Raw genomic sequence first — 14,890 nt, forward strand, 5'->3', positions numbered from 1 at the left:
TATTTTCTGACTCGGTGTCAGGTGCTTGGACGGGCCGGCCTCGCAGGTCGGCCGGGTCGGCCTGTCCGGCCCTGCGGCCGGTCCCGGGCGGGGGCGCCCGGGACCGGCCGCGGCGTCACAGCGCCGTCTGGTGGATCCGTCCGTCCACACCGCGGAAGGCCGCGAGGACCCGTTCGCCGTCGGGCGCCGCCGTGCCGCCGAGCGCACCGGAGAAGGACGCGCTCGGGAACTCGTCCCGCCTGCTCCAGTCGCTCCACGTCCCGTCGGCGCCGAGCGTCCGCTGCCACAGGGTGTAGTCGCCGGCCCGTGCGTACAGGTGCACGGTGTCCCCCGCCGTCACCAGGGTCGGGCTGCCGCCGACCGTGCCGCCCAGTGACGACCAGTCGGACCAGTCGCCGGAGGCGTTGCGGGTGCGGGTCCACACCGCGTCGTCGGGGGTGCGCACCGCGAGGTGCACCCGCCCTCCGGAGTCCACGGCCGCCGCGGGCCTGCCGTAGAACGGTGCGTCGGACGGTGCGCCGAGCGACGTCCAGCCGGACGTCGCGGTGCGCGAGCTGACGAGACCGTCGGAACCGCGCCCGAAGAGCGTCCAGCCCCCGGCGCCGTCCGCGACCACGCTCGGTGCGTCCGTGAGCGTACCGCCGAGCCGCTGCCAGCGGCCCCACCTGCCGTCCGCGTAGGTGCGCTGGTAGGCCGCGGAGTCGGTACCGCGCACGAAGACGTCGATCCGGCCGCCTGCCGAGGCGAGCGCCGCGGGTTGGCCCAGGATCCGCCCTCCGGTCGGACCGCCCAGCGGCACCGCCGGGCCGGACCAGGTGCCGTCCCGGCCGCGCTGCTGGTACAGCACACCGTCCGTGCCGCGCCAGAACCCCGTGAGCGCGTCGCCGTCGCGGACCAGGGCCGGGTCGGCCGAGGCGCGTCCGGCGAGCGGCGTGCCCGGTGCCGCGTCCTGTCCGGTGAGCTTCAGGAAGGCCGTGCCGTGCGCGGGCACCCGCACCGTGTACGAGCCGCTGTGCACACCCCGGTCCTCACGTGCCCGCAGGTCCCTGACCCGTACCGGTCCGTCCAGTGCGGTGTCGGCGAACCGGACGGTGCGCTCCGCCGCCTGGTCCGAGCGGTTCAGCAGCACCACGGCCCGCTGCCCCGAGCCCTTCAGCACCCTGCTGTAGACGTCTCCGGTCGCATCGGTGGCGACGCGCACGCCCTGAACGGCCAGCGGGTCCTGGTCGACGCCGAGGATCTCCGGGTTGCGCAGGGTGTCGATCATCGACTGCGGAAGGGTGCGCGGATCGGAGCCGATCACCAGCGGCGAGGCCATCTCGGCCCACATCACGAGCTGGGTGGTGGACTCCTCCTGCGTCAGCTCGTAGCCGCCGCCGTCCGGCAGTTCCCGCATGGGCAGCAGATAGTCGGGGTCGTTGTAGTGGCCGGGGCCGTTGGCCTCCGGGTGCCAGGCGTTGGCGTCCACGGCGCGCAGCACGTTGGGCCACTCGCCCGGGGACGGGGTGCCCCAGGCCAGGTCGGTCCCGGTGCGCCAGGAGTCGGCGGTGGTGGGCCCGTAGACGTAGGCGTTGTGGGCGTCCTGCGCGGGGGTGTGCGGCAGGCCCCAGTCGTCCGTGAGCGGGTTGCAGAGGTTGAGCAGCATGGGCCGCCCCGTCCTTGCGACCGCGGCGCTGAACTCCTTGAAGGCGGGCCCGGGATCGAGCTTCTCGGCGATCCCGCAGAGGAAGTCGACCTTGATGGCGTCGATCTTCCAGTCGGCGAACTGCCGGGCGTCCTGGTCGTAGTGGCCGCGGCTGCCGAGCCCGCAGCTCTTGCCGCCGTCGTAGTCGCCCGCGTCCGTGTAGATGCCGGCCCTGAGCCCGCGGTGGTGCAGGTACGACACCAGGGCGGGGATGCCGGAGGGGAAGCGGGCGGCGTTCGCCACCAGCTCGCCCTCGGCGTTCCTGGGCTGGTCCGCCTGCCAGCCGCCGTCCAGCCAGACGGTGTCGTACCCGCTGTCCCGCAGACCGGAGGAGACGAGCTTGTCGGCGACCGCCTTCACGGCGTCCTCGGTGGGCGCGCCCAGGCCGTAGTACGTGTTCCAGCCCATGTAGGGCGTGCGGGCGAGGCCGCTGTCGTAGTAAGCGGGTGCGCCCTGGTCGGCGCCGGTCGGGCCGCCCGCCGCCCTGCCGGCCGCGGTGCCGCCGTCCGCCACGGCGGACGGCGCGGTGACGGCCGCCACGGCAAGGGCCGCGGTCGCGGCCGCCGTCCAGCGGTGGGGCCGACTTCTTCGGGTGCGGGCTGTGCCCGCTGTGCGCAAACGCACGGGTGCCTCCCGGTGGTGGGCATGCGCATCGGAATGGGTCGCGCCGGCGCGGCGGCGTCCCGCGCACCGGGCCGGCGCTGCGACGACTGTGACGAGTCGAGAGACACGTGTCAACGATTATTCATAATTAACTTATAGTTCTTTGGAGAGGTGAACGGCCCGGCGCCGGGGGAGTCCTGGGTGCGAGGGGGCCCCGGAACGCCTCCCAGCTCCCGGTGCGGTGCGCCCGTCTGGCACAGTGAGGGCGGGCAGCGCCGGCAGGAGCAGCCCGCAGGGGACCGGCCCCGCGGGCGACGAGGGGGGAGCGGGACCGTGACGCGGAACATCGAGCAGGTTGCGCGGACCTGTTTCGGCTACACCGGGTGGAGTTGGCTCAATCCGCCGGCCGCCTGGACGCCCGACGAGGACGCCCTGGAGATCACCACCGCACCCGACAGCGACTTCTGGAACACCACGCACTACGGCTTCGTCCGCGACTCGGGCCACGCCCTGCTGCGCCCCGTCCCCGCCGGATTCCGGTTGCGGACCACCTTCAGCGGCGACTACCACGCCCAGTACGACCAGGCCGGTCTGCTGCTCAGGGTCGACGAGAAGAACTGGATCAAGACCGGTATCGAGTACGTCGACGGGCAGCGGCAGGTGAGCGCCGTCGTCACCCGCGACGTCTCCGACTGGAACGTCGTCCCGCTCGACCGGAGCACGCCCACCCGCGCACCGGTCACCATCGAACTCCAGCGCTCCGGCGACACCGTCACCGTGCGCTACGGGACGGGCGGCACCGCGCCCGACACCCTGCTGCGCCTCGCCTACTTCCCGCCGGACGCAGAGGCCCAGGCGGGTCCGATGTGCGCCTCGCCCGACGGGCCGGGGTTCACCGCGTGGTTCACGGACCTGCGCCTCACCGACGGCTGAGCGGCCCGGCGCAGGGCCTCACAGCCGTGCGGTGATGTCCTGCGCGGCCCTGCGCAGCAGCGGCGCCAGCTCGGCGGCGCGGCCCGCACCGCCGCGGGTGCTCGGCGCGGCGACCGTCACCGCCGCGACGCACACTCCGTGCCGGTCGGACACCGGCGCGCCGAAGCCGTGCACATCGGTCACGCTCTCGTCGATGTTCAGCGCGTACCCGCGCTCGCGGGCCACCGCCAGCTCCGCGTCCAGCTCGGCCAGGTCCGTGAGGGTGGCCGGGGTGAGCCGGTCGAGGCCGGCCGGGTAGAGCAGGTGCACCGCCTCCACGGGAAGCTGCGCGAGCTGCGCCTTGCCGCCCGCGGTCGCGTACGCGGGCACCCGGTCGCCGGTGCGCGGCGCGACGCGCAGCGGGTGCGGGCCGTCGACGCCGTCCAGGAACAGCACGTCGGGGCCGTCCAACTGGAGCAGGTTGCTGGTCTCCGCCGCCTCGTCACGCAGCCGCTCCAGGAACGGCCGGGCGACGCGGACCAGTTCCGCGATGCCGATCCGGCTGCGTGACTCCACCGCGGCCCGGCCCTCGGCGAGCGCCAGCAGCACCGGCCCGAGCCGGTACTGGCGGCCCCCGGGCACCTGCTCCACGAAACCGTGCAGCCGCAGCGTGTGCAGCAGCCGGTGGGCGGTGGACCTGGCGACGCCCAGGAGATCGCTGACGTCCGTCACCCGGGCGCTGTCCCTGCTGCCCAGGTACGCGAGGGTGCGCAGCGCATTGGCGACCGAGGCGGCGCCGTACACGTCCTCCGTACCGCTCCCGCGCGGTCCCGAACGCGGCGACCTCGGCTGGTTGTTCGGCATAGCAGAAATTCTAGTTTCACCCATTCCACGGGGCGAAGCACGGCCGTACGTTGGCCGCGGCCGGAGCCCTTGTCGCCCCTTCCCCCTCCGCGGCCTGCGCCCCGTCTCCGTGGAGGATCGCGGCGCGGCGCCGCCCCGGCCCCGACCGCCGCCGTTCCCCAGCGAGGAGATCCCGATGACGCCTGTACCGGGTGACAACCCGGCTTCCCCGCCCGCAGCCGGCGCCCCAGGCGCCCCAGGCGCCCCAGGTGCCCCGGCCCCCGGCACCGCGCGGCCCGCCGCCGGTGGTCCGGCGGGCAGTCGGCGCCCCAGGCCCTGGCACACGCTGTGGCTGCTGCTCCTGCTCGGCTGGACGGTCAGTGCCGCGGACCGCTCGGTCACCGGCCCCGTCGTCACCTGGATGATCGACAACGGCGTCGGCTTCATGGCGGGCGCCGAGCACCCGCACTCCCTGGGCGGGTTGATCGGCGGCCTGTTCTTCGCGGGCTACATGCTCACCCAGTTCCCCGGCGGCTACCTCGGCGACCGGTACGGACACCGCACCGTGATCGTGGTCAGCCTGCTGTGGGCGGGCGTGGCCACCGTGCTCACCGGTTTCCTCGGCGGGCTGATCGCCTTCATCGTGGTGCGCGTGGCCACCGGCCTCGGCGAAGGCGCCTTCTACTCCAACGACCGCACCCTGATCACCGACGCCACCCCGCCCGAGGACCGCAGCTTCGGCATGGGCGTGTGCATCACGGGCCTCGCCATCGGCATCACCATCGCCACCATCTTCACGCCCGACTTCATCGACTTCGGCAAGGTCTTCCTGTCCGACATCGAGGCGTGGCGGATGGCGTTCTGGGTGCTGGGCACCGCCACCCTGGTGGTGGCCGCCGCCGTCGCCTGGTCCTTCCGCGCCCATCTCAGGGCCGCCACGGTCGGCAGGGCGGCGCTGCACCTGGGCGGCTACGCGGCCGTCTCGCTCGCCCTGATCATGGCGGTCTACCTCATCGGCGACACCGCGGGCCTGTCCGACCTGTGGATCGCCGTCCTGGAAGTCGCGCTCGCCGTCGGCCTGGTGCTGTTCGTCCTCCTGCGCAAGGGCGAGGAGGTCGGGCCCGTGCTGAAGGACCGAGACCTGTTCCTCATCTACCTCTGCAACATCGCCATCCTGTGGAACCTCTGGTTCTTCAGCTTCTGGTCGGTGTCCATCGTCGCGGGCGCGGCCCACTCCTCGTTCGCCAGCTCGGCGCTGACCGCCGGATTCAACGCCGGGGCCGGCATCATCGGCTTCCCGGCCGGCGGCTGGCTCTCCGACCACGGCCTGCGCCGCGGCTGGGGGCGCAAGGGGATGATGCTGACCTTCACCGGCGTCCAGGCCGTCCTCACCGTCGCCTTCGCCTGGTACCTGAGCGCCGCCGACCATCCCTCCCTGTGGGTCATGGGCCTGCTGCTCTTCACCGCCAGCCTCTTCTTCAACGCCCTGCAACCCGTCGGGCACGCCCTCACGGCCGAACTGGCCAGGCCCGATCTGCGCGGGTCCGCCTTCGGCATGCAGAACCTGATCGGCGAGACCGGCGCCGTGCTGGCCCCGGCGATCGGCGGCGTGCTGCGCGACTCCACCGGCGGCTGGAACGCCGCCGTCTGGCTGGACGCCGCACTCGTCGTGGCCGGCTTCCTGCTGCTGTCCCAGGTACGTGGCCGGCGTGCGCAGAGCCCGTCCTGAACCCGCGGCCGCCCGGGGCCCGGCGGACCGCTCCCGCCGGGCCCGCCACCCACGGAACGAGGAACTGCCACAGATATGCGCACTGTCCGCGACGCCGCCTTCGACGAACTGCGCAGGCACGGCCTGACCACCCTGTTCGCCAACCCCGGCTCCACCGAGATCCCGCTCCTGGCCGACCTACCGGACGACCTCCGCTTCGTCCTCGCCCTGCACGAGGGCTCGGTCGTCGGGGCGGCCACCGGCTGGGCCGTCATCCGCGACGAACCCGCCCTGGTCCTCCTGCACACCACGGCGGGCCTCGGCAACGCCGTCGGCGCACTGGCCACCGCCCGCGCCAACCGCGCACCGCTCGTCGTGCTCGTCGGCCAGCAGGACCGTCGGCACCTCGCCCACGAACCCTTCCTCACCGGCCGGCTGGACTCCCTGGCAGGCGACTACCCGGTACGCGTGGAGACCCCGCTGCGCGCCCAGGACGTGCCCGGCGCCCTCGGCCGCGCCGTGCACGCCGCGCGAACCGGCCGCGGTCCCGCGCTTGTCATCGTGCCGATGAACGACTGGGCGGAGCCCGCGGAGGACCTGCCCGCCCCCGCCCCCGCCGTGCTCCGCCCGGCCGACGGGGCCCGCGCCGAGTCCGTCGCCGAGGTGGCCGCCCTGCTCACCGGCGCCCGCGCCCCCGCGCTGGTGGTGGGCGCCGCCGCCGACAGCCCCGGCACCTGGAGCGCGCTGGTGGCGCTCGCCGAACGGCTCGGCTGCCCCGTCTGGCAGGAGTCGTTCGGTGCCCGCGCCGGATTCCCGCAGGACCACGCCCTCTTCGCCGGCCACCTGCCCGCCGACCGCGGGCGGCTGCGCGCCGCGCTCGCGCCCCATGACCTGGTGCTCACCATCGGCGCCCCGGTACTGCGCCAGTACGCCTACGCCGAAGGCCCGCTGGTGCACCCGGGCACCCGGCTCGCCCTGGTCACCGACGACCCCGCGGAGGCCCACCGCGCCCCCGTCGAACTCGCCGTCCTCGCCCCGCTGGCCGACTTCTGCACCCGGCTCGCCGCCCGGGTCCCCCCGCGCGCCGCCGACCCGGTACCGCCGCCCGCCCGGCCCCGCCCGGCGCCCCCGGCGGCCGGCGGGCCGCTGCGCACCGCCCATGTGATGACCGCGCTCGCCGAACGGCTGCCGGCCGACACCGTGGTCGTCGAGGAGACCCCGTCCGGCCGTCCCGACCTGCACGCCCTGCTGCCGGCCCGGGCACCGCTCGGCTTCCTCAGCGCCGCCATGGGCGGCCTCGGCTTCGCACTGCCGGCGGCCGTCGGGGCGCGCATGGCCGAGCCGCGCAGGCCGGTGGTCGCGGTCCTCGGCGACGGCTCCCTGCTCTACCAGGTGCAGGCTCTGTGGACGGCCGCCCACTACGACGTCGGCGCGGTCGTCGTCGTCCTCTCCAACGGCCGCTACGCGATCATGGACAGGCTCGTCGAGAAGGCTGGCGGGAAGGGGCCCTGGCCCGGCTTCGAGGACATCAGCGTCCACGGACTCGCCACATCGCTCGGCTGCCCCGCCGAGCGGATCACCGACCACGGCCGGCTGCTCGCCGCGCTCGACGCCGCCGTCCCCACGCTCCGGACCCGCACCCGCCCGCTGGTGCTGGACGTCGCCGTCGAACCCGACCCGGCGTTCGAGCCCTGAGCCCGGCACCACCGCGGGCGCCCCCGGCCCGCCGGTGCACCGTCTGACCCCGCACACACGCCGTGCCGCACGGCCCACTGGCCGCCGACCGGTCGGGGCCACCCCGCCCCCGAGCCCCGGCAGCCCGGCGGTCCCGCACCGGGCCCCGCACCCCGGCACCACGAGAACCGAAGGAGCCCATGATGTCTCTGCTGGATACGCGCGCCTGGTCGGGCAAGGTCAACATCGGCGGCTGGACGGCCGCCTCCGGCGGCACCGCCCCCGTCGTGGAACCAGCCACCGGCCGGGTCCTGGAGCACGCCGGCGCCGCCGACGGCCGGGACGTGGCGCGTGCCGCCGAGCACGCCGGACAGTGCAGGACGGCCTGGGCCCGCACCCCGTACACCGAACGCGCTGCCGTGCTGCGCCGTGCCGGGGACCTGTTCGCACGGCACGCGGAGGAGATCCAGGGCTGGCTCGTCAGGGAGGCGGGCAGCATCCCCGGCAAGGCCGCCTTCGAGACGGCCACCGCTGCGCAGGAGTGCTACGAGGCCGCCGCGCTCGCCTCCCGGCCGCTCGGCGAGCTGCTGCCGTCCGCCGAGCCCCGGCTGAGCATGGCTCGCCGGGTGCCGGCCGGAGTGGTCGGCGTGATAGCGCCTTTCAACGTTCCGCTGGTGCTCGCCATCCGGTCCGTGGCACCCGCGCTCGCGCTCGGCAACGCCGTCGTCCTCAAGCCGGACCAGCGCACCGCGGTCGGCGGCGGGGTGTCGATCATGCGGGTCTTCGAGGAGGCCGGACTGCCCGAGGGCGTGCTCACCCTGGTGCCGGGCGGTGCGGCGGCGGGTGCCGCGCTGGTCGCCGCGGGGCCGGTACGGGTGATCTCCTTCACCGGCTCCACCGCGGCGGGCCGCAAGGTCGGTGCGGCCGCGGCGGACCACCTCAAGCGTGCCCACCTGGAGCTCGGCGGGAACTCCGCGATGATCGTGCTGCCCGACGCGGACCTGGAGCGCGCCGTCTCCACGGCCGCCTGGGGCTCCTTCTTCCACCAGGGCCAGGTCTGCATGACGACGGGCCGCCACCTGGTCCACGAGTCGGTCGCGGACGAGTACGCCGAGCGGCTGGCGGAGCGGGCCGGGCGGCTGCCCGTCGGCGACCCGGCCACCGGGGAGGTGGCGCTCGGTCCGGTGATCGACGCCGGTCAGCGCGACAGGATCCACTCGCTGGTGACCGCGAGCGTGGCCGGCGGCGCCCGGCTGGCCGCGGGCGGCACCTACCAGGACCTCTTCTACCGGCCGACCGTCCTCACCGCGGTCACCGACGCCACACCCGCCTACGCCGAGGAGGTCTTCGGTCCGGTGGCCCCCGTGCGCAGCTTCGCGACCGTCGAGGAGGCGGTGGCGCTGGCGGCCGCGAGCGAGTACGGGCTGTCGCTGGGCATCCTCACCCGCGATGTGATGAAGGCCCTGGACCTCGCCGAACGCATCCCCACCGGGCTCGTGCACATCAACGACCAGACGGTCAACGACGAGGTGCCCGCCCCCTTCGGCGGCACCGGCGCCTCCGGTACCGGCGCCCGGTTCGGCGGCGCGGCCAACATCGAGGCATTCACCGAGACCCGCTGGATCACCGTCCGTGCCCAGGAGGCCGTGTACCCGTTCTGACCCCCTCGGCCGCCGGCGGCCGGCCCGCCGCTTCCCCCGTGTCCTTCCGCTCAGCGGAAACCGGCCTGTTCACGGCCCGGCGGCGGGAGCACGCTGAGCGCGGTTTCCCCTACCCGGCAACCTTGCAGGAGGAGTCGATGACGTCTTTCGTCCGCAACCAGTGGTACGTCGCGGCCTTTGGCCGGGAGGTGGGCCGCGAGCTCTTCGCACGCACCGTGTGCGGCGAGCCGATCCTGCTGTGGCGCACCGAGTCCGGCGCGGTCACGGCCATGTCCGACCGGTGCGTGCACCGCCGCTTCCCGCTCTCCCAGGAACCCAGCCGCATCGTCGGGGACCAGGTCGTCTGCGGCTACCACGGCTTCACCTACGGCGCCGACGGCGTCTGCGTGAGCGTGCCGGGCCAGAAACGGGTGCCCCGCACCGCACGCCTGACGTCCTATCCGGTCGTCGAGCAGGACTCGTTCGTCTGGGTGTGGATCGGGGAGAGGGAACTCGCCGACGAGAAGCTCGTCCCGCGCGCGCCCTGGCTCGACCACCCCGGGTACACCACCGTCTCCGGCATGGAGCCGCTGGCCGCCCGCTACGACCTGCTGGTCGACAACCTCCTCGACCTCTCCCACGAGACCTATCTGCACGGCGGCTACATCGGCACCCCCGAGGTGGCCGAGACGCCGATCACCACCGAGGTGGACGAGGCGGCCGGGGTGGTCCGGGTCAGCAGGCGCATGGACGACGCCGCCTGTCCGCCGTTCTACGCCAACTCCACCGGCATCGAAGGCCGGATCACCCGCTGGCAGGACATCGAGTACCACGCCCCCTGCCTCTACCTCCTGCACAGCCGGGTCGCCCCGGTCGGCAGCCGTCCCCCGGAGCCCGACGGCACCGACCCGGACGGCTTCCACATGGAGGTGGTGTACGCGATCACCCCCGAGACGGAGCACAGCACCCACGACTTCTGGGCGGTGGCCCGCGACTTCGCGCCGGACGACCAGGCGGTCACCGACTTCGTCCACGACAACAACCGCACCGTGGTCCTCCAGGACGTGGTGGCGCTCGACGTGCTGGAGAAGGCCATCTCCGCGGAGCGGGACGGCTACCAGGAGCTGAGCATCAACATCGACACCGGTGGCCTCGCCGCGCGCCGCATCCTCAAGCGGCTGGCCGAGGAGGGCGCCCGGGCCACCGCCGGGAGCACCTCCGCGGGCGCCGAGGCACGTGGGAGCGCCTGATGACGGCCCACGACCCGGCGGCGCTGCCCGGCGGCGTCTTCCGTGTCCACTGGGTGCCCGGTGCCGACCGGCTGCTGGGCGTCTGCTACTGCGGCGCCGAGCAGGAGTTCGAGGACCCGGTCGACCTGTGGAACTGGCTGCTCGGCCATCCGGAGGCGCCTGAACCCGCCGAGCGACAGCGCCTGGCGCGGGCCTGAGCCGCGGCCCGCGCCGCGCACCCCGGCGCCCGGCGCGCCCGCCCCGCGTTCCCGTGGCCCGTGGCCCACGCCCGGCGCCCGGGCGTGGCGCGCCCGGGGCCGCACCCAGACCCTTTCACGCCCCGGACAGGCCCTCCGTGCCCAGGGCCCCTCCACGTCCATGGCCCCGGGCCACGACCGCGCCGGGCCGGGGCCTGCCCCCCCGGGCGGCTCGTGGCCTCGCAGCCGGCCGTGCCCGCACCCGAGAAAGAGACGCCATGCCCACCACGACGCCCCCGCACTCCGAGGCCGAGCTTGACCTGACCCTGGCGCGCAAGGAGCAACTGGCTGACGGTGTCGTCCGGCTGACCCTCGTCCACCCCCAGGGCGAGCCGCTGCCCGCCTGGCGGCCGGGCGCCCACATCGACCTCCTGCTCGGCCCCGGCCTGGTGCGCCAGTACTCCCTGTGCGGCGACCCGGACGACCCCTCGGTCCTCCAGGTGGCCGTCCTGCGCGAGCCGGACGGCCGGGGCGGCTCCGAGCACGTGCACGACAACCTGGCAGAGGGCGGCACGGTACGGATCCGCGGCCCGCGCAACCACTTCCCGCTGGTCGACGCCGAGCGCTACCTCTTCGTCGCGGGCGGCATCGGCATCACCCCGATCCTGCCCATGGTCGCAGAGGCCGCCCGGCGCGGCGCCGACTGGCGGCTGGTCTACGGCGGCCGCACCCGCGCCTCCATGGCCTTCGCCGACCGGCTCGCCGGCGACCACCCGGACCGCGTGCGGCTGTGCCCGCAGGACGAGACGGGCCTGCTCGACCTGGACGCGCTGCTCGGCAGCCCCCGCGAGGGCACCGAGGTCTACTGCTGCGGCCCGGCGCCGCTGCTCGACGCGGTGGAGCGGCGGTGCGCCGGCTGGCCGCCCGGAACCCTGCACGTCGAGCGCTTCGCGCCCCGCGAGGACCCGGCGCCCGACGGGACGGGCGAGAGCTTCGAGGTGGAACTCGCCGGCAGTGGCACCATCTTGACCGTGCCGCCGGACCGCTCGGTCCTGGAGGTCCTGGAGGAGGCCGGGGTGCCGGTGCTGTCCTCCTGCCGCGAGGGTACCTGCGGCACCTGCGAGACCGGTGTCCTGGACGGCGTCCCGGAGCACCGCGACTCGCTGCTGACCGAGGAGGAGCGGGCCGCGGGCGACGTGATGTTCGTGTGCGTCTCACGGTGCGCGTCGAAGCGGCTGGTCCTGGACCTCTGAGCACGGACCGACCGACCCGCCCGGGTACGCTGCGCGACGCCGCCCCGGGCACGCGAGAGACTCTGCTGGGTCGGGTGGGTACCGGGCGCGCAACGTCGAAGTTCGAGTCACAGACAACAGAGAGGCTGTCGGACATGGCACAGCAGGTGCAGGGTGTGGTCGCGGTGGGCAAGGGCGAGCCGGTCCGGATCGAGACCATCACGGTGCCGGACCCCGGGCCCGGTGAGGCGGTCGTGGACATTCAGGCGTGCGGCGTCTGCCACACGGACCTGCACTACCGCGAGGGCGGCATCAACGACGACTTCCCCTTCCTGCTGGGACACGAGGCGGCGGGCGTCGTGGAGTCGGTCGGCGCCGGGGTCACCGACGTGGCGCCCGGCGACTTCGTCATCCTCAACTGGCGCGCCGTGTGCGGCCAGTGCAGGGCCTGTCTGCGCGGCCGGCCCTGGTACTGCTTCAACACGCACAACGCCACCCGGAAGATGACGCTCGCCGGGAAGGGCACGGAGCTGACTCCCGCGCTCGGCATCGGCGCCTTCGCCGAGAAGACGCTGGTCGCCGCCGGCCAGTGCACCAAGGTCGACCCCGCGGCCTCCCCGGCCGCCGCGGGCCTGCTGGGGTGCGGGGTGATGGCCGGCATCGGTGCCGCGATCAACACGGGCAACGTGGGCCGCGGGGACACGGTCGCCGTCATCGGCTGCGGCGGCGTGGGCAACGCCGCCATCGCCGGGGCCCGGCTGGCCGGTGCCGCGAAGATCATCGCCGTGGACATCGACGACCGCAAGCTGGCGACCGCCACCGGACTCGGCGCCACCCACACGGTCAACTCCCGCGAGTCCGACCCCGTCGAGGCGATCCGCGACCTCACCTCCGGCTTCGGCGCGGACGTCGTGATCGAGGCGGTCGGCCGCCCCGAGACGTACCGGCAGGCCTTCTACGCCCGCGACCTCGCGGGAACCGTCGTCCTCGTGGGCGTGCCCACGCCCGAGATGCAGCTCGAGCTGCCGCTGATCGACGTCTTCGGCCGCGGTGGCGCCCTGAAGTCGTCCTGGTACGGCGACTGCCTGCCGTCCAGGGACTTCCCGATGCTGATCGACCTGTACCTCCAGGGCCGGCTCGACCTCGACGCCTTCGTCACCGAGACCATCCCCCTGCAGGACGTGGAGAAGGCGTTCGGCCGGATGCACCAGGGCGATGTGCTGCGCTCGGTGGTGGTCTTCTGATGGCGGCCCGCATCGACCACCTGGTCACCTCGGGCACCTTCTCGCTGGACGGCGGGACCTGGGACGTCGAGAACAACGTCTGGATCGTCGGCGACGACTTGGAGGCCGTCGTGATCGACGCGGCCCACGACGCGGCCGCCATCGCCGAAGCGCTGGGGGGCCGGCGGCTGACCGCGATCGTGTGCACCCACGCCCACGACGACCACATCGACGCGGCACCGGACCTGGCGGCCCGCACCGGCGCCCCCGTCCTGCTGCACCCGGACGACCTTCCGCTGTGGAAGCAGACCCATCCCGAACGCCTCCCCGACGGCGAACTCGCCGACGGGCAGGAGCTGACCGTGGCCGGGACGGTGCTGCGGGTGCTGCACACGCCGGGGCACTGCCGCGGCGCGGTCAGCCTCCATGCGCCGGCCCTCGGCACCGTCTTCACCGGTGACACGCTCTTCGCCGGCGGACCCGGCGCCACCGGGCGCTCCTTCAGCGACTTCCCGACGATCATCGACTCCATCCGGGACCGGCTGCTGACCCTGCCGGCCGACACGGTCGTGCGCACCGGGCACGGCGAGAGCACCACCATCGGCACCGAGGCCCCCCACCTGGAGGAGTGGATCGCCCGGGGCCACTGATGCCGCGCCCGCCGCAGGGTGTGAGCGCGGCGACCACCGCCGCGCGCGGGTCCCGCCTGCGGCCGGCCGGCACGACGCCTCAGAGGCTCCTCCCGTAGCGGGCTGCGGGCTGCGGGGCTCGGGGTGCGGGGCTCGGGGCGCGGAGGGGCGCCCGGCGGGGCCGCGGGCGGCCGGAGTCCGGCGGGAGGAGTGCGCGGGGGACCGGCCCGGCGGCCCGCCGCGGGAGTGCCGCGGCAGGTGGCACCCGGGCGGCCGAGCCGTACGGCGCCGGTGCGCGGCCCCGCGACCCTTGCGGGGCGGCCGCACCGGTCGTGGCGCGGCCCCGTCAGGTGCCGGTGAGCCGCGCGTGCCCGGCCGCCCCCGGCCCCTCGCCGGCCCGCCCGCCGTCGTCCGCGGGGGGCAGCGGCGCGCCCAGCGCCCGGGAGATGCCGCGCGCCGCCACCTGGACCAGCGGGATCAGGGCGCGCGGCTCAGCCCTGTCGACATGGGCGACCACCGACACCGCGGCCACCACCTCACCGCCCGCGCCGTGTACCGGCGCGGCGACCGAGAGGCCGTCGGGCGTCACCTGGCGGGGGCAGACGGCCACCCCGCTGTGCCGTACCTCCGCCAGGATCCGCCGCAGGCGGGCCGGGTCGCGGAGGGTGTGCTCGGTGTACGCCACCATCGGCTGCGCCAGCACCCGTTCCTGCACCTCGGCCGGCGCGTGGGCGAGCAGCACCCGGCCCACCCCGGTGGGCGCCAGCGCGAAGCGGCCGCCCACCCGGGTCAGCACCCGCACCGAGTTGCGCCCCGCCAGCCGCTCCACATACAGCACGGACAGTTCCTCGCGCACCGCGAGCTGGACGTTCTCGCGGGTCACATGGCCCAGGTCGGACAGGTAGGGCAGGGCCAGCTCGCGCAGCCCGAGGCCGCGGGGCGCCAGCGCGGCGATCTCCCACAGGTGCAGCCCGATGCGGTACCCGCCGCCCGTCTCGCGCTCCAGCACCCGGTGCGCGGTCAGCTCCTTCACCAGGCGGTACACCGTGGTCAGCGGCAGCTCCGTGTGCCGGGAGATGTCCGTCAGCGTCAGTACGGGCGTGGCGGGGGTGAACGCCTCCAGCACGCACAGCGCCCGGCCGACCACGGATCCCGTGCCACCCCGGTGCCCGTCCTCCATGGACCCTCCTTCGGGTGACCGGCCGTTCTCCAGGCAAGCTAGACACCCAGGTCACGCGCGTCAATGGAGGGGCGGCGGCCCCGCGCCCGCCGGCGGCCGACGGCCCGGTCCACACGGCCCCGCCCCGGCCCGCACC

At 74.7% G+C, this 14,890-nt stretch carries 12 protein-coding genes; 9 read left to right on the forward strand and 3 right to left on the reverse strand.

All coding sequences use genetic code 11. The features are described from left to right. Positions 1-115 precede the first annotated feature (115 nt). Positions 116-2,308 carry a DUF8189 domain-containing protein gene (locus tag IE313_RS05340; RefSeq protein ID WP_373316918.1) on the reverse strand — a complete coding sequence of 731 codons (2,193 nt, stop codon included), beginning with the start codon at positions 2,306-2,308 and terminating at the stop codon, positions 116-118. A gap of 312 nt (positions 2,309-2,620) precedes the next feature. Here IE313_RS05340 and IE313_RS05345 point away from each other — a divergent pair, with 312 nt between their 5' ends. Further along, a complete protein-coding gene (locus IE313_RS05345; RefSeq protein ID WP_229924389.1) occupies positions 2,621-3,220 on the forward strand; it encodes a DUF1349 domain-containing protein in 600 nt (199 codons plus the stop codon). 18 nt (positions 3,221-3,238) lie between these two features. On the opposite strand, the gene IE313_RS05350 is transcribed toward IE313_RS05345, so the two are convergent. Continuing rightward, positions 3,239-4,063, reverse strand: a complete 825-nt coding sequence (locus IE313_RS05350; protein ID WP_189929714.1) for an IclR family transcriptional regulator — start codon at positions 4,061-4,063, stop codon at positions 3,239-3,241. Positions 4,064-4,238: 175 nt separating this feature from the next. On the opposite strand from IE313_RS05350, the gene IE313_RS05355 reads away from it, so the two are divergent. From IE313_RS05355 to IE313_RS05390, 8 genes are all read left to right on the forward strand, one after another. Then, positions 4,239-5,771: an MFS transporter gene (locus IE313_RS05355; protein WP_189929715.1), complete on the forward strand. Its 1,533-nt coding sequence runs from the start codon at positions 4,239-4,241 to the stop codon at positions 5,769-5,771. A gap of 75 nt (positions 5,772-5,846) precedes the next feature. Next, a complete protein-coding gene (locus tag IE313_RS05360; RefSeq protein ID WP_189929716.1) occupies positions 5,847-7,445 on the forward strand; it encodes a thiamine pyrophosphate-dependent enzyme in 1,599 nt (532 codons plus the stop codon). 182 nt (positions 7,446-7,627) lie between these two features. Next, complete coding sequence (locus IE313_RS05365; protein WP_189929717.1) at positions 7,628-9,085, forward strand: aldehyde dehydrogenase family protein; 1,458 nt, start codon at positions 7,628-7,630, stop codon at positions 9,083-9,085. Between the two features lie 137 nt (positions 9,086-9,222). Beyond that, complete coding sequence (locus IE313_RS05370) at positions 9,223-10,314, forward strand: Rieske 2Fe-2S domain-containing protein (protein WP_189929718.1); 1,092 nt, start codon at positions 9,223-9,225, stop codon at positions 10,312-10,314. Beyond that, positions 10,314-10,511: a hypothetical protein gene (locus tag IE313_RS05375; protein ID WP_189929719.1), complete on the forward strand. Its 198-nt coding sequence runs from the start codon at positions 10,314-10,316 to the stop codon at positions 10,509-10,511. The genes IE313_RS05370 and IE313_RS05375 overlap by 1 nt, the downstream gene beginning before the upstream one ends. Positions 10,512-10,768: 257 nt before the next feature. Continuing rightward, a complete protein-coding gene (locus tag IE313_RS05380; RefSeq protein ID WP_189929720.1) occupies positions 10,769-11,743 on the forward strand; it encodes a PDR/VanB family oxidoreductase in 975 nt (324 codons plus the stop codon). A 134-nt stretch (positions 11,744-11,877) separates the two neighbouring features. Beyond that, complete coding sequence (locus IE313_RS05385; protein WP_189929721.1) at positions 11,878-12,966, forward strand: S-(hydroxymethyl)mycothiol dehydrogenase; 1,089 nt, start codon at positions 11,878-11,880, stop codon at positions 12,964-12,966. After that, positions 12,966-13,595 carry an MBL fold metallo-hydrolase gene (locus IE313_RS05390; protein ID WP_189929722.1) on the forward strand — a complete coding sequence of 210 codons (630 nt, stop codon included), beginning with the start codon at positions 12,966-12,968 and terminating at the stop codon, positions 13,593-13,595. Before IE313_RS05385 ends, IE313_RS05390 begins: the two co-directional genes overlap by 1 nt. A gap of 325 nt (positions 13,596-13,920) precedes the next feature. Here the strand turns inward: IE313_RS05390 and IE313_RS05395 are convergent, their stop codons facing one another. Then, positions 13,921-14,754, reverse strand: coding sequence for an IclR family transcriptional regulator (locus IE313_RS05395; RefSeq protein WP_189929723.1), 834 nt, complete (start codon positions 14,752-14,754; stop codon positions 13,921-13,923). Positions 14,755-14,890 lie beyond the last annotated feature (136 nt).

It is taken from the genome of Streptomyces sulfonofaciens (assembly GCF_014656295.1).
GTDB classification, from domain to species: domain Bacteria; phylum Actinomycetota; class Actinomycetes; order Streptomycetales; family Streptomycetaceae; genus Streptomyces; species Streptomyces sulfonofaciens.